At 66.1% G+C, this 18,517-nt stretch carries 16 protein-coding genes; 13 read left to right on the top strand and 3 right to left on the bottom strand.

Going from position 1 to position 18,517, the window contains the following annotated elements; translation table 11 throughout:
* The first annotated feature begins 1 nt into the window (after position 1).
* The 7 genes from L1965_RS04430 (at position 2) to L1965_RS04460 (ending at position 9,162) form a co-directional block, all read left to right on the top strand.
* The gene (locus L1965_RS04430; protein WP_235755201.1) at positions 2-1,570 is read left to right on the top strand and encodes an OpgD/OpgG family glucan biosynthesis protein; all 1,569 of its coding nucleotides are present in this window, start codon (positions 2-4) and stop codon (positions 1,568-1,570) included.
* Positions 1,567-3,666, top strand: a complete 2,100-nt coding sequence (gene mdoH, locus L1965_RS04435; RefSeq protein WP_277882938.1) for a glucans biosynthesis glucosyltransferase MdoH — start codon at positions 1,567-1,569, stop codon at positions 3,664-3,666. The genes L1965_RS04430 and mdoH overlap by 4 nt, the downstream gene beginning before the upstream one ends.
* A 30-nt stretch (positions 3,667-3,696) precedes the next feature.
* Positions 3,697-4,830 carry an OpgC domain-containing protein gene (gene opgC / locus L1965_RS04440; protein ID WP_235755203.1) on the top strand — a complete coding sequence of 378 codons (1,134 nt, stop codon included), beginning with the start codon at positions 3,697-3,699 and terminating at the stop codon, positions 4,828-4,830.
* A 173-nt stretch (positions 4,831-5,003) separates the two neighbouring features.
* Positions 5,004-6,056 (top strand): quinolinate synthase NadA, encoded by a 1,053-nt coding sequence (gene nadA, locus L1965_RS04445; protein ID WP_235755204.1) that lies wholly within the window; start codon positions 5,004-5,006, stop codon positions 6,054-6,056.
* Positions 6,057-6,069: 13 nt separating this feature from the next.
* Positions 6,070-7,632 carry an L-aspartate oxidase gene (locus L1965_RS04450; RefSeq protein WP_235755205.1) on the top strand — a complete coding sequence of 521 codons (1,563 nt, stop codon included), beginning with the start codon at positions 6,070-6,072 and terminating at the stop codon, positions 7,630-7,632.
* Complete coding sequence (nadC, locus tag L1965_RS04455; RefSeq protein ID WP_235755206.1) at positions 7,629-8,480, top strand: carboxylating nicotinate-nucleotide diphosphorylase; 852 nt, start codon at positions 7,629-7,631, stop codon at positions 8,478-8,480. Before L1965_RS04450 ends, nadC begins: the two co-directional genes overlap by 4 nt.
* Before the next feature lie 121 nt (positions 8,481-8,601).
* Complete coding sequence (locus tag L1965_RS04460) at positions 8,602-9,162, top strand: GNAT family N-acetyltransferase (RefSeq protein WP_235755207.1); 561 nt, start codon at positions 8,602-8,604, stop codon at positions 9,160-9,162.
* A gap of 15 nt (positions 9,163-9,177) precedes the next feature.
* On the opposite strand, the gene L1965_RS04465 is transcribed toward L1965_RS04460, so the two are convergent.
* From L1965_RS04465 to L1965_RS04475, 3 genes are read right to left on the bottom strand one after another with little or no spacing between them, the layout of a single operon-like run.
* Complete coding sequence (locus tag L1965_RS04465) at positions 9,178-10,500, bottom strand: MATE family efflux transporter (RefSeq protein ID WP_235755208.1); 1,323 nt, start codon at positions 10,498-10,500, stop codon at positions 9,178-9,180.
* A gap of 3 nt (positions 10,501-10,503) precedes the next feature.
* On the bottom strand, positions 10,504-11,004 hold the full coding sequence (locus tag L1965_RS04470; RefSeq protein ID WP_235755209.1) for a PaaI family thioesterase: 501 nt from the start codon (positions 11,002-11,004) through the stop codon (positions 10,504-10,506).
* Positions 11,005-11,008: 4 nt separating this feature from the next.
* A complete protein-coding gene (locus L1965_RS04475) occupies positions 11,009-11,452 on the bottom strand; it encodes a PaaI family thioesterase (protein WP_235755210.1) in 444 nt (147 codons plus the stop codon).
* A 158-nt stretch (positions 11,453-11,610) separates the two neighbouring features.
* Between L1965_RS04475 and L1965_RS04480 the strand changes: the two genes are divergently transcribed.
* The 6 genes from L1965_RS04480 to L1965_RS04505 all read left to right on the top strand — a co-directional run bounded on the left by L1965_RS04480 (position 11,611) and on the right by L1965_RS04505 (position 18,512).
* On the top strand, positions 11,611-11,991 hold the full coding sequence (locus L1965_RS04480; protein ID WP_235755211.1) for a MerR family transcriptional regulator: 381 nt from the start codon (positions 11,611-11,613) through the stop codon (positions 11,989-11,991).
* A 118-nt stretch (positions 11,992-12,109) separates the two neighbouring features.
* Positions 12,110-12,508: a MerR family transcriptional regulator gene (locus L1965_RS04485; RefSeq protein WP_235755212.1), complete on the top strand. Its 399-nt coding sequence runs from the start codon at positions 12,110-12,112 to the stop codon at positions 12,506-12,508.
* 6 nt (positions 12,509-12,514) lie between these two features.
* Positions 12,515-14,290 (top strand): acyl-CoA dehydrogenase C-terminal domain-containing protein, encoded by a 1,776-nt coding sequence (locus tag L1965_RS04490; protein WP_235755213.1) that lies wholly within the window; start codon positions 12,515-12,517, stop codon positions 14,288-14,290.
* Between the two features lie 175 nt (positions 14,291-14,465).
* A complete protein-coding gene (locus tag L1965_RS04495; RefSeq protein ID WP_235755214.1) occupies positions 14,466-15,107 on the top strand; it encodes a glutathione S-transferase family protein in 642 nt (213 codons plus the stop codon).
* Positions 15,104-16,315 (top strand): acetyl-CoA C-acetyltransferase, encoded by a 1,212-nt coding sequence (locus L1965_RS04500; RefSeq protein WP_235755215.1) that lies wholly within the window; start codon positions 15,104-15,106, stop codon positions 16,313-16,315. Before L1965_RS04495 ends, L1965_RS04500 begins: the two co-directional genes overlap by 4 nt.
* A 10-nt stretch (positions 16,316-16,325) precedes the next feature.
* Positions 16,326-18,512, top strand: a complete 2,187-nt coding sequence (locus L1965_RS04505; protein ID WP_235755216.1) for a 3-hydroxyacyl-CoA dehydrogenase NAD-binding domain-containing protein — start codon at positions 16,326-16,328, stop codon at positions 18,510-18,512.
* Positions 18,513-18,517 lie beyond the last annotated feature (5 nt).

An 18,517-nucleotide genomic window follows, 5' to 3' on the forward strand; every position in this document is an offset into this window, starting at 1 on the left:
CATGAAGCGTCGTCAATTCCTCAATTCCGCCACTGCCCTGGTTGCCGGCGGTTCGTTTGCCGCGATCCCCGCGCAGGCAAAGACCGCATCGGACGATGCCAGCGCCGTTCCCGATGAGGGCGTGGCGCCGGCGCCAACGGATTTCGGCTTCGAAGAGGTCGCCGCGCTCGCCTCGGAGCGCGCGACCCGCGTTTACAGGCAGCCGGTGGCCGAACAGGTCGGCAGCTTCGCCGATCTGAACTATGATACCTATCGTGCGATCCGTTTCCGCCGCGACATGGACCCGTTGGGCGGCAAGGGCCGCTTCGGAATGGACCTGCTTCCCCCGGGCGCGATCTACTACGAGCCGGTGAATATCAGCATCGTTCGCGGCGGCAGGCCGCACCGGCTGGACTTCGACCCCGGGCTTTTCGAATTCGATCCCTCGCATTTTCCAGACGGCGCCGATGTCGAGACACGGGGCGAGATGGGCTGGTCCGGGTTTCGGCTGCGGGCGGCGCTGAACCGCCCCGGCACGATGGACGAGTTCCTGGTGTTTCAGGGTGCCAGCTATTTCCGCGCCGTGGCGCGCGGGACGCTGTATGGCCTGTCGGCGCGTGGGCTGGCGATCAAGACCGGCGGCCCGGATGGCGAGGAGTTCCCGCTGTTCACGGATTTCTGGATCCATGAGCCCGCCGAGACGTCCGAATGGGTCCGTATCCATGCTATCCTCGACAGCAAATCGACCACCGCGGCGTTTCAGTTCGACGTGAACCCGGGCGCAGTGACCATGATGCGCACCCGGGCCGCGATCTTTCCGCGTGTCGACTTGCAGAATACCGGCATCGCGCCTCTGACCTCGATGTTCTGGTTCGGTCCTGCCAGCCGACGCAACGTGGACGATTACCGTCCCGCGGTTCATGACAGCGATGGCTTGCAGATGCATACGGGTGCCGGGCAGACGCTCTGGCGGACCCTGGCATCGCACAAGACCTTGCAGATATCGTCCTTTATGGACAAGAACCCGCGGGGTTTCGGGCTCGTTCAGCGCACCCGCGACTTCGCGGATTTCCAGGATGCCGAGGCGATGTATCACGCGCGCCCCTCGGCCTGGATCCAGCCGGAAGGCGATTGGGGCGAAGGCGAGGTCAGGCTGATCGAGATCCCGGTCGAGAACGAGTTCAACGACAACATCGTCAGCTACTGGCAGCCCAGGGAACCGCTTGCGAAGGGTCGGCGGCACGAGTTCCGCTATCGCCTCAGCTTCGCGCAGTTGCCACCAAACGACGTGCCGCTGGCCAAGGTCCGGCAGGTCAGGTCGGGCCTCTCGATCAATGTCGAAACCACGCGCAGCTTCATCATCGACTTCGACCTGTCGCTGTTTGTCGACGAGCTGCCCGATTACAGCGTCACCGCATCGGCCGGCAAGATTGTCCATGCCTATCTGAAGCCGCTTCCAGATCAGCGCGTCCTGCGGCTTGCCTTCGAGTTCGAGCCCGGAGATGCCACGCTGGCCGACTTGCAGGCCCTTCTGACCGACAAGGGCGGCCTTGCATTAAGCGAAAGCTGGCTTGGCCGCTGGACCCTATGACAGGCAGGCCTTCCCTGACGCAGGCATCGGCGGCGGTCCCGCCAGATGCGCCGCTGGAGATGCCTGTCCAGGATTTCCGCCATCCCCCGATCGGGCGCCGCGGCCGGCGCGCCGAAGGGTGGCGCGTGTGGCTGGCGCGCCTGATCACCTTCGGCGGCACTGCGGCGCTGGCTGCGGTGGGCTTTACCCAGATGCTGCAGACCTTCGGCGACAGACCGACCCCGATGCAGTGGGCCCTGCTTGCCCTTTTCGTGCCGACATTTGCCTGGGTCGGGTTTTCCTTCTGCGGGCTTATCGCCGGGCTGTTCGCGCCGCGCCTGCAAACGCCACAAGGTCCCAACGACTCGCGCGTCGCCGTGATCATGCCGATCTATCACGAGGACGCGGCGAAAAGCATCGGGCTGCTGACGGCGCTTGCCCGCGACATGGACGCCGAAGGAATGGCCAGCCGGGCCGAGATCTTCGTTCTGTCCGATAGCCGCGACCCCGGCGTGGTGGTGAACGAGACACTGGCCGTCGCCGCCGCGCGCGAGGCATCGCCCCTGCCCATCTGGTATCGTCGCCGGCGCACGAACGAAGACCGGAAATCCGGCAACGTGGCCGATTTCGTCCGGCGCTGGGGCGGGCGCTACGATCAGATGGTGGTTCTGGACGCGGACAGCGTGATGACCGGCGCGACGATCCGCGCCTTGTCCGCGCGCATGAACGCCGACCCGGACCTGGCGCTGATCCAGACCATGCCGGTGCTGGTCGGGGGCGAGACGATCTTCGCCCGGCTGACCCAGTTCGCGGGTCGCGTCTATGGCCCGATGATCGCCCGCGGCGTGGCCGCATGGTCAGGCAATAGCGGCAATTACTGGGGGCACAACGCCATCATACGCGTTCGCGCCTTCGCCGATTCCTGCGGCCTGCCGCGACTGCCCGGCAAGCCGCCTTTCGGCGGCACCATCCTCAGCCATGATTTCGTCGAGGCGGCGGCGCTGTGCCGGGCCGGCTGGAAAGTGCGACTGGACCACGATCTGCGCGGCAGCTTCGAGGGATGTCCGCCCACGCTGCTGGACATGGCCGCGCGCGAACGCCGTTGGGCGCAGGGGAATCTGCAACATTCCCGGCTGATCGGCATGAGGGGCGCCTGCGCCATCAGCCGGGTGCATTTTGCCATCGGCATACTGGGTTTCCTGATGAGCCCGATCTGGCTGACCCTGATCCTGGTCGGGCTGATCCTGTCGGCCACCGTGTTGCTGTCGACGCCGGAATACTTCCCCAACGCCTATCAACTGTTTCCCGACTGGCCGGTCTTCGACGCGCGCCGGATGCTGTGGCTGTTCGTCGCGGCGATGGCCCTGCTGCTGCTGCCAAAGCTGATCGCGACCTTCCGCGCCTGGACGCGGCCATTGGCCAGGGCTTCGGGCGGGCCGGTGCGCATCGTTGCCAGCGCGCTGTTCGAGATCCTGCTGTCCGCCCTGATCGCACCGGTGCAGATGCTGATCCAGACCCGCCAGATCTTCGATATCCTGCGCGGCCGCGACAGTGGCTGGAACGCGCAGGTCCGCGCGGGCTCGATGCCTGGCTGGGGCGTGGTCCTGGCACGCCATTGGGGGCATGTGCTCCTGGGCGTCGGCACGCTGCTTGTGCTGGCGCAGTTCTCGCCGCCGCAGCTGATCTGGCTGTCGCCGATCCTCGCCGGGCTGATTCTGTCACCGATGACCTCGCGCTTCTCGGCCAGCCCGGTCTTTGGCCGGTGGGCGCGCATGCGCGGTCTGCTGGTCACCCCCGAAGAACGCAGTTTTCCCACCATCTTGTCAGAGGCCTCGGCGGCGACCCGCGCCCTGCCGCGATCGATGGAAAATGCCGCGGCGATCCGGCATCTGGGGGTCGACAGCGACGCCCTGGCCCGCCACATCGCCCTGCTGAACCCGCCCGCCGAGGCCGAGAAACTGTCCAGGTCCGACCATCTGACCCGCGTCACCGCCGCGGCCAAGATCGCCCATGCCTCCACTCAGGCCGAAGCTCTGCAGTTCCTGGACAGGAACGAAACCGATGCGCTGATCTCAGACCCGCTGCTTCTGCAACGCTGGAGCAGCCTGCCCGCTTGAAACGCCAGGTCGCAAAAGATAACGGACCCCATGAAACGCCTGATCGCCCTCGACATGCTGCGCGGCTATGCACTGGTCTGCATCATGCTGGACCATATGCCTGCCTCGCCCCTGCGCAAATACACGCTGGCGAATTTCTCGGTATTCGATGCGGCCGAATTGTTCGTCCTGCTGTCAGGCTTTCTGGTCGGGCTTGTCTGGTTGGGGGTCGAACAGAAGCAAGGGCGGCGCGCGGCTCAGTGGCGTTTTGCCCGCCGGGCGTTCGAGGTCTGGCGCGCCCTGGTCGTGGGCGGCATCATCATGGCGCTGCTGTCCGCAGGGCTGCTGGAAATGGGACTGAAGCACACGGCGATCTGGAACCAGTATGCAGCCTGGGTGATCGAGAACCCGCTTGGCTATCTGGGCGTGCTGGCCACGATGTGGTTGCAGCCTAACCTGCTGGACGTGCTGGCGGTCTATGTGGTCCTGATCGCCTCGGCTCCGCTTCTTGTGCCGATCCTGTTGCGGTTTCCGTTCAGCTTCGGGGTCGCTTCGTTGGTGCTGTGGTGGTTTGCGCCCATCCTGAACCCGCTGATTCCCAACCACAACAGGGGCGGGCTGCTGTTCAATCCCTTCGGCTGGCAGATGCTGTTCTTTTCAGGTGTCGCGATGGGGCTGTTCCGGCAGCAGTTCATGCCGGTCCTGATGCGCCACGCGCGGCTGATCACCATCACCGCCGCGGGAATGTTCCTGTTCGGCGCGACGATCATCATCGCCTCGAAGATCGGCGAACCGGCCTTGCCGCTGCGCAACGCGCTGAAGCTGGTCTACGGCAAGATCGAGAAATGGCCACTGGACGGGACCCGCTATCTGGCCATCATCGCGGCAAGCTGGCTGGTTGCGGTGCCGCTGGCCCGCCTCATGGAGAGACTGGCGGCCAGCCGGATCGGGGTCGGGCTTCAGCAGATCGGGCGCGGCGGGCTATGGTCGTTCGTCGCCTGCGTGCTCTTGTCGGTGCTGGCGGATGCTTTCCAGGTCAACCCGCCCGATCAGGACGTGCCGCGCAAGCTTGCGGTGGATCTGTGGGCCATGCTGACCTTGTGGTGGCTGGCGGCCGTCTGGCTGGCGTGGGGAGCGCCGCGACAGAAGTCGCGCACGCCCCCCCACCCCGCGAGGCGAGCCTAGTGCGCACCGTTCGAGAGGATGCACCCGACACGGGTCGGCGGCGACAAATCCGCCGCCCGAGCCGCATGGACATTGCCCCTGCGTCAAGTTTTCGTTAACAGGCCGGCCCATGGCATTGATGCCATCGCCGCAGGCCCCACCTGAAAGATGCGGCGCCAAGGGAGGACGCGACATTGCTTGACCTGACGGCCATCCGTGCCGAGTTGCATGCGCATTACGATCTGGAACCCTCGCTCGAGCTCGCCGAAAGCATGTCGGAGATTCACGCCCGCATGGACCGGGTCGTGCCGCTGCCCGACTGGGCGATCGCCGCGCCCTATGTCAAGGCCATCAACCGTCTCAAGGCGGAACGCGACGCCGTGGTTCTTGCCCATAATTACATGACGCCGCAGATCTATCACGGGATCGCGGACGTGGTCGGCGACAGCCTGGCGCTTGCAATCGAGGCCACCAGGGTCAAGGCCGACGTCATCGTGCAATGCGGCGTGCATTTCATGGCAGAGACCTCGAAAATCCTGAACCCGGCAAAGACCGTGCTGATGCCCGACATGGAGGCCGGCTGCTCGCTGGCCGAAAGCATCGACGCCCCCGGCATCGCCGAGATGCGCGCCCGCCATCCCGGCGCGGCCGTGGTCAGCTATGTCAACACAACCGCCGAGGTGAAGGCAGCATCCGACATCTGCTGCACCTCTGCCAATGCCGCCCAGATCGTCGCCGCGATGGAGGGCGACACCGTCATCATGACGCCCGACAAGTATCTGGCCCAGAATGTCGCCCGGCAGGTTCCCCAGAAGCGCATCGTGTGGTGGGACGGCCGATGCATCGTGCATGAGAGGTTCACCCCGCAGGATCTGCGCGATTTCCGCGGCTGGCACCCTGACCTGAAGATCATCGCCCATCCCGAATGCACGCCGGATGTCGTGGCCGAGGCCGATTTCGCCGGCTCGACCGCAGGCATCCTGGATTGGGTGGCGCGCGAAAAGCCGGCCAAGGCGATGTTGGTCACCGAATGCTCGATGGCCTCGAACATTTCGGACGCCCATCCCGAAGTCGAGTTTTTGGGGCCATGCAACATGTGCCCCTACATGAAGAAGATCACACTGGAAAAGATTCTGTGGTCGCTGCACACGATGACCGGCGCGGTCGAGGTCGATCCCGAGATCGCTGCCCGCGCACGGGTGGCGGTGCAGCGGATGATCGACCTGTCGCGCCGCCTGGCGGCCTGAGGCCGGGACGCCCATGCCACATATCGTCACCGACCGCGTCGTGGTTGTCGGCGCGGGTCTGGCGGGTCTTTATGCCGCGCTGAAGCTGGCGCCACGCCCGGTGCTGATGCTGTCGCCTGACCCGCTGGGGCAGGGTGGCAGTTCGGTCTGGGCGCAGGGCGGCGTGGCGGCGGCGATGGACCCCGCCGACAGCGCGGGATCCCACGCCAGCGACACGGTCCGGGCCGGGGCCGGCACCGTGGATCAGGCCGTTGCGCGGATGGTCACCGACGAGGCGCGGGCGCATATCCTCGACCTGACGAGGCTTGGTACACCCTTCGACCGCACGACCGGCGGCGGCTACGTGCTGTCGCGAGAGGCGGCTCACAGCTTTGCCCGGGTGGTGCGCGTCAACGGCGATCAGGCCGGGGCCGAGATCATGCGCGCCCTGGTCGCCGCGATCCGCGCAGCGTCATCGGTGCAGGTTCTGGAAGGCGTGGTCGCCACCGGGCTTCAGACCATGGGCAACCGCGTCACAGGCGTCAGGATTGCCCGGGCCGACGGCTCGGTCCCTCTGACCCTCAGCGCGCCTGCGGTTATGCTGGCGGGCGGCGGTTCGGGCGGGCTGTTCGCGCTGACCACCAACCCGCCACGCATTCGCGGACAGGTGATCGGCATGGCGGCGCGGGCCGGCGCAGTCGTGGCGGACGCGGAATTCGTGCAGTTCCATCCCACCGCGATCGACTGTGGCGAGGACCCGGCGCCGCTTGCGACCGAGGCCTTGCGCGGCGAGGGCGCGCGACTGGTCAACCGCCTGGGCGAACGCTTCATGCTGCCGCTTCATCCCGACGCGGAACTGGCGCCGCGCGACATCGTGGCGCGGGCGATCTACGCTCAGACGCAGGCCGGGCTGCGGCCGGTGCTGGACACGCGCGCTTGCCTGGGCGCGCGCATCCTGACCGAATTTCCGGCTGTCGCGGCGGCCTGCGCGCGGGCCGGGATCGATCCGGCCCGCCAGCCCATTCCGGTCGCGGCAGCCGCGCATTACCACATGGGGGGCGTCGCCACCGACGCGTCTGGCCGCGCCAGCCTGGAATGTCTGTGGGTCTGCGGCGAGGCGGCATCGACCGGGCTTCACGGTGCCAACCGGCTGGCTTCCAACGGCCTGCTCGAGGCGCTGGTCTTCGCCCGGATCTGCGCGGCCGGGATTGATGCCGCGCTTGGACCTGCGCCGACCGACGCGCATCGGATCACACTGCCACGGCTTGCCGCTGCGGCCGAGGCTGACCCCGCGCTGGTCGCGCAACTGCGCCGGGCGATGACCGACGGGGCCGGCGTGGTGCGTGATGCCGCGGGTCTTCGTCACACCCTGACCCGCATTGCCGCGATCGAGGCCGCCCGACCCGATTGCGAAAACCTGCTGAACATGACCGCGACCGCGACGCTGATCTGCGCATCGGCGCTGTTGCGCGAGGAAAGCCGCGGCGCGCATTACCGCATCGATCATCCCCATCCGGCACAGATTGCCCGCCGCAGCCGCATCACGCTGGAGGACGCGATGGCCATTCGCGACTCGTTGCAACCGGAGACGACATGACAGCCCTGCCCCCGCTTCCCGAGATGATCCTTGATCCGCTGGTCCGCGCCGCGCTGATCGAGGATCTGGGCACCAATGGCGACATCACCACCCGCACGGTGATCCCTGCGGGCACGCGCTACGGCGCGCGCATCCGCGCCCGCGAGGCAGGGGTGGCGTCGGGGATGCAGCTTGCCCGCATCGCGTTCCGGATGATCGACCCCACGCTGGACCTGCGCTTCCTGCGCGAGGACGGCGAAGCCTTCGGGCGCGGCGACACGCTGGCCGAGATCGAGGGCTGTGCGGGTGCGATCCTGTCGGCCGAACGCGTGGCGTTGAACTTTGCCGGTCGGCTATGCGGCATCGCGACGATGACGGCGGCGTTCGTGGCCGAGACGGCGGGCACGAAGGCGCGCATCACCTGCACGCGCAAGACCACGCCGGGCCTGCGGCTGGTCGAGAAACAGGCGGTCCTGCATGGCGGCGGCTTCAGCCACCGTTTTTCGCTTTCGGACGCGATCCTGGTCAAGGACAATCACATCGCGGCCGCTGGCGGAATCGTCCCGGTCCTGCGCGCGATCAAGGCCCGCGCCTCGCACATGATGCGGGTCGAGATCGAGGTGGACCGCCTGGAACAGCTGGCCGAGGTCCTGCACGAGGGTGGCGCCGATGTCGTGCTTCTGGACAACATGAGCACGCCGATGCTGCACGAGGCGGTCGTGCTGGCGCGCGGCAGGGTGGTCCTGGAAGCGTCGGGCAACATGCAGTTGGGACGCATCGCCGAGGTTGCGGCAACCGGGGTCGACTACATCTCGTCCGGCGCGCTGACCCATTCGGCGCGCACCCTCGACCTGGGTCTGGACTTCTGACGGCGCGGGCGCTTGGCTTGACGCAGCGCCGCGCGACCCCCATCTTTGCTGCAACGCAGCATCATGCTGCCATCGCCCTGCCGGCTGCGCCGCGGGGGCCGGGGAAGGATGGGCTGCCAGGATGTCGCCGACCTCTCGAGACGGACCAGGAAAGCCGGGCGGCAGGCTGCTGTGCCGCGAACCGGGCGGGCGGATCCGCCTGCGCGGCCTGATGGCGCGGGATTGCGCCCTTCACACCGCCCATCTTCTGCGGCTTTCGCCCGAGGACCGGCGAGCGCGCTTTCACAGTGCCCTTGGCGACAGAAGTGTCATCGCCTATTCGCGCGGGATCGACCGGGATCACGCCTGGATCTTCGGCGCGTTCCTGTCGGGGACGCTGCGCGGTGTCGGAGAGCTGACGCCGGTCACGGGCACGGACGAGGCTGAACTGGCGATCTCGGTCGAACAGCCCTACCAGCATGTCGGCATCGGAAAGATGCTGAGCCTGGCGCTGATCCTTGTCGCAAGGCGCGTGGGTATCGGCAAGATCAGGATGTCGTTCGTCCGGGACAACCACCGGATGCGGGCGCTGGCCCGTGACCTGGGCGCCCGGACCGTGGCGACGTCAGGGGTTCTCGAGGGCATCGTGACTGTCCCGCCGATGGCGGATCGCCGGCCTCGGTCGCCCTGTGCCGCCCGCTAGTTTCATCTGCGCGGATCATGCCGCGACAGCCTCGGCGCGCGGATAATAGCGAGCCATCGTCACGCCCCGGGTCGCATTCAGGATCATCAGCGCGGCCCACAGCCCGTGATTGCCGATCAAGGGCGGCAGGATCACGAGGGCCGCGACATAGGCCGCGACCGATTGCAGCATCGCAAGCCGCATCTCGCGAGTCAGGGTCGCGCCGATGAAGATCCCGTCGAACATCCAGCTTGCAATGCCGATCATTGGCGCAAAGCCCAGCCAGACCAGGTAGATGCGGGCCTCGGCGCGGATTTCGGGCGCGGTCGTCAGCAGGTCGATGATCGCACCGCCCCCGAGCCAGAACAGCAGCCCCAGCGCCGCCGCCCCACCGACACCCCATTTCGACGTCAGCATGGCCGCCCGCCGGACCCTGTCGGGTCGGCGCGCACCGACCGCCTGACCCACAAGGCTTTCTGCCGCGAAGGCAAATCCGTCCAGCGCGAATGCGGTCAGCGACAGGAACTGCACCAGCACCTGGTTGGACGCCAGCGTCAGATCTCCTTCCGCAGCGCCCAGGAACAGGAAGCTGGTAAAACTTGCCTGCAGCAGCACGGACCGGATCATGATGTCGCCGTTCACACGCAGCAGTCGGCTCAGCTGATCCCGCGCGAACAATGTGGCAAGGTTGCGCGCGGCGGACACCGCGGCGCGCAACGCATGCCGGGCAAGGAACAGCCCGAACGCCAGCCCGCCCCATTCGGCGATCAGAGTGGCCCATGCCACCCCGGACACACCCATGCCGATGCCCAGCACGAACCAGAGATCCAGAGCCACATTCAGCCCGTTCTGCAAAAGCTGCAGGGCCAGCACCGCTGGGGTCCTTTCGATCGCGATCAACCATCCGGTGATGGCGTAAAGCCCGATCGTGGCCGGGGCCCCCCAGATCCGGATCGCCAGATAGTCGCGGGCCAGCGTCTCGACCTCGGCCGAGGCGGGCGCGAGCCTGAACGCAGCCCCGAACAGCGGGAACTGCATCAGGATCATCGTCAGACCCGCAAGGCCCGCGATGGTCAGGGCACGCAGCAGATGCGCCCCGGCCTGCGCACCGTCGCCCGCCCCGTGGCTTTGCGCCACGAGGCCGGACGTTCCCATCCGCAGGAAGCCGAAGATCCAGTAGATCGAGGTCAGGATGACCGCGCCGATGGCCACAGCACCAATCGGCTCGGGCCGGCCAAGCTGGCCGACGACGCCGGTATCCACCAGCCCCAGCAGCGGGACCGTCGCGTTGGACAGCACGATCGGCAGCGCGATGGCCAGCACCCGCCGGTTCGTCAGCGGGGCCAGGGCGATCCGCATTGTTCAGCCCTGGGGCATGAGGAAATGTCCGGTTGCCTGTGCAAACAGCCGCGCGCGGTTGTCCTGCCATGTCTCGACATGAACCGAGGCATAGCGTCGGCCCGACCGCACCACCCGCGCGCGGGCATAGGCGTCGCGCGGCAGGCCGCTGCGCAGGTAGTCCACCGTGAAGTCGATGGTCTTGGGAAGGCGCGGCAGGCTGTCGGGCACCGCAGCGTCGGGGGCGATCCGGCCGGATTCCAGATCCTCCCACATCGCTGCCCAGGACAACTCGACGATCGCCGACATTTCCAGGAACGCCGCCGTCACCCCGCCATGCAGGGCCGGCAATGTGGGGTTGCCGATCAGCTTTTCGTCGAAGGGCAGCACGGCGGTCAGTTCGTCCCCCCGCCGGTCAAAGCGGATCCCCAGCCAGTTCATGTAGGGCACGCCCGAGACCAGCGCGTTCAGCGCCGAATCGCGGCGCGACTTGATCCGGTCCAGCGGTTCGTTGCGATCGGCCATGACCCTACCTCTCTGCCGTGAACGCGCCGTTCGCGGCGGCCACCGGATTGTCGCCATCCTCGTCCAGCGCGACCGCGCGAAGAAAGGCCACCGTCCGCGTGACGTGATAGCACTCGGCCCGCGCGGTGATTCGCTGTCCCGGTGCGGCGGCGCGCATGTAATCGATCCGCAGATCGATGGTCGCGGTCGAACGGGGCCGGCTTGGGTGGACCATCACCGCCGCCCCGCAGCAGGTGTCCATCAGCGCCGACACGACCCCGCCATGGACGACCCCGGTGCGCGGATCGCCGACCAGATGCGGCGCCCAGGGCATCGAGATTGTCGCCGTCCCGGCGCCCAGCTCATCGACCCGCATCCCCAGCGCGCGCGCATGGGGAATGGCCTCGATGAACTGCCGGGCGATGCGTGCGCGATCCTCGGCGCTTGCGCCCTCTTCTTCGTCTGACATCCCCCATCTCCTCTGGCTTGCCCGGCCTTGGCTTGTCACGTCTGTATCCCGGCCGACAGGGCCGCGAAAACCCCTGATGCTGCGGCCGCTCGTTCCGGTTGAGAAGCATGATGTGACAGGCTAGCCTCTGGTGCAATGCGACTGCGTGGAGAGTCCGGATGCCGGAGGAGCAGCAAATCAGCTTCAAGGAAATGTGCGCGCGATTCGAGGTCACGCCACGCACCCTGAGATATTACGAATATATCGAACTTCTCAGTCCGCGCCGGGATGGTCGCGCCCGTTTCTATGGCCCGCGCGAGACGGCCCGGATGACGCTGATCCTGCGCGGTCGCCGCTTCGGGTTTTCGCTGGAAGAGATCCGTCAGTGGCTGCTGATCTACGAACAGAAGGACAGTGTTCAGCAACATGTCGCCTGGCTGGCGCTGGCCGATCGCCAGCTGGATGTGCTGGACGGACAGATCGCTGAACTCAAGGCCGCCCGCGACGACCTGCAGGCGCTGCGCGATCGCACCGTCGCGGACATGGGCGATCGATCCTGACCTTCCGCCTGCGGCCGGTCGAGATTTCGTGACGCAGCGTCTGCCTTACGTTCGCGTCAACCTTGCCTTATATGACGGGATGAGGAAGGCGCAGGCTGCACAGGAGGTCCCCCGTTTCATGCCAGACGAGCTGATGACCATTCGCGAGATGTGCGATGCATTCAGCGTCACGCCGCGGACGCTGCGCTTCTATGAGGCGCGCGAGCTGATATTTCCGGAACGCCGCGGCCAACATCGTCTGTATGACCGCCGCGATCGCGCGCGCCTGACACTGATCCTGCGCGGCAAGCGGTTCGGGTTCAGCCTGGAACAGATGCGCCAGCTTCTGGAAATCTATGAGCCGGGCGGCAGCAACCGCACCCAGATCGCCGCGACACTTGCAGTCGGCCGTGAAAGACTGGCCGACATGGAACGCCAGCACGCCGAACTGAGCGAGGCGGTCGCCGAGCTCAAAACCCAGATTGCCGATGCCGAAGCACGGCTTGCAGACATGACCCGCGACAAGTTCACAGGATAAAATCACATGCCGATCTATTCCCCCCCCGTTCGTGACATGCAGTTCATCATGCACGATATGCTGAACGTCTCGCAATCCGGCCTGCCGGGATACGCTGATCTGGACCCGGACTTCACCGAGGCGGTCCTGGACGCGGCAGGAAAGCTGGCAGCCGAGAAGATGGCGCCGCTGAATGTCAGTGGCGACCGGCAGGGTTGCCGGCTTGAGAATGGCGTGGTTCGCACACCGGATGGATTTTCCGATGCGTTCGAGGCCATGAAGGAGGGCGGCTGGACCGCGCTGGATTGCGATCCCGAATTTGGTGGACAGGGCCTGCCCTACGTGATGGGGCTGGCGACCGGCGAGATGTTCTCGTCGGCCAACATGGCGTTCGCCATGTATCAGGGGCTCACCCACGGCGCCTATTCGGCCATCCACGCCCACGGCACGGACGAGCAGAAGGCAACGTATCTGTCGCGCATGGTCAGTTGCGACTGGACTGGCACGATGAACCTGACCGAGCCGCATTGCGGGACCGATCTGGGCATGCTTCGCACCAAGGCCGAACCGCAGGACGATGGCAGCTACCTGATCACCGGCCAGAAGATCTTCATCTCGGCTGGCGACCACGACTTGGCCGAAAACGTGATCCACCTGGTGCTGGCGAAGGCACCGGGTGGTGGCGAGGGCACCAAGGGCATCTCGCTGTTCATCGTCCCCAAGGTCCTGGTGAACGAGGATGGCAGCCTGGGCGAGCGCAACGGCGTCAGCGTCGGCAGTCTTGAAGAAAAGATGGGCATCCACGGCAACGCGACCTGCGTGATGAACTACGACAGCGCCAAGGGCTGGCTGCTGGGCGACCTTCACAAGGGCATGCGGGCAATGTTCACGATGATGAACGAAGCCCGGCTGGGCGTCGCGATGCAGGGCTATGCCTGCGCCGAGGCCGCCTACCAGAACGCCGTCGCCTATGCGCGCGAGCGCCTGCAGGGCCGGGCGGCGACCGGGGCCGAGAACCCCTCCGCCCCGGCCGACCCGCTGATCGTCCATCCCGATATCCGCCGCAGCCTGATGGACCAGAAATCCTTCGTGGAAGGCGCGCGTGCCTTTTCGTTCTGGGGCGCGCATCTGATCGACCGCGGCCATAACGGCGATACCGAGGCCGAAGGGCTGGTTTCCCTGCTGACCCCGGTCCTGAAGGGATTCCTGACCGACAGGGGCTTCGACGTCACGGTGCAGGCGCAGCAGGTCTATGGTGGCCACGGCTATATCGAGGAACACGGCATGAGCCAGTTCGTCCGTGACGCCCGTATCGCCATGATCTACGAGGGCGCGAACGGCGTGCAGGCGCTGGATCTGGTCGCACGCAAGCTGCCGCAGGACGGAGGCAAGCACATCATGGCCTTCTTCCAGCGCGTGAAGGCATTCTGCGAGGAACACGGCGAGGACGAGGCGCTGGCCAGCGATTTCGTTGCACCCCTGAAGGCCGCGTCGAAGGATCTGCAGGCAGCCGCGACGTTCTTCGCCGAACGCGGCATGAAGAACCCCAATGACGCCCTGTCCGGGTCCCATGACTTCATGCATCTGTTCGGCCATGTCGCGCTGGGTTTCATGTGGGCCAGGATGGCGGCGGCGGCGCAGGCGGCGCTGCGCGCCTCTGCCGGCGACCGCGCTTTCATGGAAACCAAGCTGGCCACCGGCCGCTACTACATGCAGCGGCAACTGCCGATGACGACGGTGCATCTGGCACGCATCAGGACCGGGGCCGACCCGGTGATGGCACTGGATGCGGCCGCCTTCTGAGGTTGCGCACAGGAAGTCGACGGATCGGTATCCGGCCCGCGGAAAAGCGCGTAGCATGTGCCCCGAAGGCCTTGAAGGCGACGGTTGAAGAAGGGCTGCTTCGTCCCCTTCTGCGTTGTGGCGATGCCCTGAGATGGTGCGGCGGGCGCGCAGCCGCGCCGGTCGAGGAGGACGAATGACGGCGCAACTCTGGTGCTTTGGCGAATCCGGCAATGCCTACAAGGCGGCATTGACCTTGGAACTGGCGGGCTATGACTGGGCGCCCGTCTATGTCGATTTCTTCAACGGCGAGGCGCGCGGCCCGGAATTTCGGGCCATCAATCCGATGGGCGAGGTTCCGGTGTTCCGCGAAGGCGCGTTGACACTGACCCAGTCCGCCGTGATCCAGTTGCATGTCGCGGAGCGGACCGGCCAGTTTCTCGGTTCCGACCGCAACGAGACCCTGCGCTGGCTGATGTTCGACAACCACCGGCTTTCGGGACAGGCCGGGCCGGTTCGCTTCCTGATGAACTTCCTGCCTGCCGCCAGGCGGCCACAGGGCGGCATCGACTATCTGCAAGGGCGACTGAAGCCGACCTACCAGCTGCTGGACGATCACCTCGAAGGCCGTGACTGGGTCGCGGACACAGCACCGACCATCGCGGATTTCGCCTGTTGCGGATACCTGTTCTACCCCGAGCCGTTCGGCTTCGACCGCAAGCAGTGGCCCAATATCGACCGCTGGCTGGACGGCATCGCCGCCCTGCCCGGCTGGAAACATCCCTATGACCTGATGCCCGGCAATCCTTCCGACCGGGCAGCGAAGGAGGACCCATGACTGATGCCTTTATCTATGACGCTGCGCGCACGCCGCGCGGCAAAGGCAGGCCCGACGGCAGCCTGCACGAGGTGACCTCGCTGGCGCTGTCCGCGCGCCTGCTGAACGCCGTCAAGGAACGAAATGGCCTCGAGGGCCACGCGGTCGAGGATGTGATCTGGGGCAATGTCACGCAGGTCAAGGAGCAGGGCGGATGCCTTGCTCGCTCGGTCGTTCTGGCATCCGATCTGGACGAGCGCATCCCGGGCCTGTCGATCAACCGCTTCTGCGCCAGCGGTATGGAAGCGGTGAACCTTGCCGCCAACCAGATCAGGGGCGGTGCCGGCCAGGCCTATATCGCCGGCGGGGTCGAGATGATGGGACGTGTCGCGATGGGCAGCGACGGCGCGGCGATCGCGGTCGATCCCAGCCTGGCGATGAAGTCATACTTCGTGCCTCAGGGGATCAGCGCCGACATCATCGCGACCGAATACGGATTCACCCGCGAGGACGCCGACAAGCTGGCGCTGGAAAGCCAGCGCCGCGCCGCGCAGGCCTGGCAGGAGGGACGTTTTGACAAGTCGATCGTGCCGGTGCTGGACCAGAACGGGCTGACCATCCTGGACCGCGACGAATACATGCGCCCTGGAACGACCCGCGAGGACCTGGCCAAGCTGAAACCCGCCTTCAAGGAGATGGGCGAGACGATGCCCGGCTTCGACAAGGTGGCCATGTTGAAATACCCGCATCTTGCGCATATCGAGCATATCCACCATGCAGGGAACTCGTCCGGGATCGTGGACGGCGCGGCGGCGGTGCTGGTCGGGAACGAGGCGTTCGGCAAGGCGCATGGCCTGAAGCCGCGCGCTCGCATCCGGGCCACCGCAAAGATCGGCACCGACCCGACGATCATGCTGACCGGCCCGGTTCCGGTGACCGAAAAGATCCTGAAGGACAGCGGCATGTCGATAGGCGACATCGACCTGTTCGAGGTGAACGAGGCCTTCGCCAGCGTCGTGCTGCGCTTCATGCAGGCGTTCCAGGTCAGCCCCGACAAGGTGAACGTGAACGGCGGCGCCATCGCCATGGGTCATCCGCTTGGCGCGACCGGTGCGATCATCATCGGCACGCTGCTGGACGAGCTTGAGCGGCAGGACAAGAACGTGGGTCTGGCGACCCTGTGCATCGCGTCCGGCATGGGCGCGGCAACCATCATCGAGCGCGTGTGAGGTAGACCAGATGACCGATTTCACGATGGAAAAAGGCGGCGACGGCGTCGCGATCATCACCTGGGACGTGCCGGGAAAATCCATGAACGTGCTGTCGATGGACGGCGCCGGCACACTGGACGCGTTGATCGACGACGCGCTGGCCGATGATGCCGTGAAAGGCATCGTCATCACCAGCGGCAAGCCCGACTTCGCGGCCGGAATGGATCTGAACGTCATCGCCGGGATGAAGGAACGAGGCGGCGCGCAGGGCGTGTTCGACGGCGTCATGACCCTGCACCACGCGCTGCGCAAGATCGAGCGTGCGGGCATGGATCCCAAGACGCTGAAGGGCGGCAAGCCCATCGCTTCGGCCTTGCCCGGCACGGCACTGGGGATCGGGCTGGAACTGCCGCTGGCCACGCATCGCATCTTTGCCGCCGACAATCCGAAGGCCAAGATCGGCCTGCCGGAAATCATGGTGGGCATCTTCCCGGGCGCGGGCGGCACCACGCGGTTGTCGCGCAAGCTGGGCGCGATGATGGCGGCGCCCTTCCTGCTGGAAGGCAAGCTGAGCGATCCGAAAAAGGCCAAGGCCGCCGGCCTGATCGACGAGGTGGTCGATGACCCCGTCGCCGCCGCGAGGGACTGGGTGCTGAACGCTTCGGACGGCGATCTGGTCAAGCCATGGGACCAGAAGGGCTACAAGATGCCGGGCGGCGAACCGTTCCACCCGGCGGGCTTCATGACCTTCGTGGGTGCATCCGCGATGGTGCACGGCAAGACGATGGGCGTCTATCCGGCAGCCAGGGCCCTGCTGTCGGCCGTCTACGAAGGCGCGCTGGTGCCCTTCGACCAGGCGCTGAGGATCGAGGCGCGCTGGTTCACCAATGTCCTGATGAACCCCTCGTCTGCGGCGATGATCCGCAGCCTGTTCATCAACAAGGAGGCACTGGAAAAAGGCGCGAACCGCCCCGACGAAGCGGATCAGAAGGTCCGCAAGCTCGGGGTCCTTGGCGCCGGCATGATGGGTGCGGGAATCGCCCATGTCAGCGCCATGGCCGGTATCGAAGTCGTGCTGATCGACGCCAAGCAGGAGGCCGCCGAAAAAGGCAAGTCCTATTCCGAAGGGCTGCTGGACAAGGCGATCAGCCGCAAGAAATCGACCGAGGACAAGAAGGCCGAGATTCTGGGCCGCATCCTGCCCACCACCGACTACGCCGCCCTCGAAGGCTGCGATCTGGTGGTCGAGGCGGTATTCGAGGATCCGCAGATCAAGGCCGACGTGACCAAGAGGGCCGAGGCGGTGATCGCAAAGGATGCCATCTTCGCCACCAACACCTCGACCCTGCCGATCAGCGATCTGGCACGCGCCAGCGCCCGCCCCGAGCAGTTCATCGGCATCCACTTCTTCAGCCCCGTGGACAAGATGCTGCTGGTCGAGATCATCAAGGGGCGCGAGACCGGTCCGCGCGCCGTCGCAAAGGCGCTGGATTTCGTCCGGCAGATCCGCAAGACGCCGATCGTCGTGAACGACGCGCGCTTCTTCTATGCCAACCGCTGCATCATTCCCTACATCAACGAGGGCGTGCGGATGGTGGCCGAAGGCGTGAATCCGGTGCTGGTCGAGAACGCCGCCAAGATGATGGGCATGCCGCTGGGTCCGCTGCAACTGGTCGACGAGACCTCGATCGATCTGGGTGTGAAGATCGCCAAGGCCACGCGCGCCGCGATGGGTGACGCCTATCCCGACGAGGCCGTGGACGAGGTGCTGTTCTGGATGGCCGACGAGGGCCGCCTGGGACGCAAGTCCAGCGCCGGCTTCTATGTCTATGATGACAAGGGCAAGCGGCAGGATCTCTGGGACGGTCTTGCGGCCAGATATCCGCAGGCGGAGGAACAGCCCGATCTGACCGAGGTTCAGCACCGCCTGATGTTCGCCCAGACGCTGGAGGCCGTTCGGGCGCTGGAGGACGGCGTTCTCGAGGATATCCGCGAAGGCGATGTCGGCGCGATCCTGGGTTGGGGCTTCGCACCGTGGAGTGGTGGGCCCTTTGGCTGGCTGGACATGTTGGGCGCCGCCCGTGCCGCGCAGATCTGCGACGGCCTTGCGGAACGCCACGGCAAGCGCTTCCAGACCCCGGAACTGCTGAGCGAGATGGCCGAAAAGGGCCAGAGCTTCTATGGTCGTTTCGGGCCAACGCAAAAGGCGGCCTGACCGAT

This window comes from Paracoccus salsus (assembly GCF_021556615.1).
Lineage (GTDB): Bacteria > Pseudomonadota > Alphaproteobacteria > Rhodobacterales > Rhodobacteraceae > Paracoccus > Paracoccus salsus.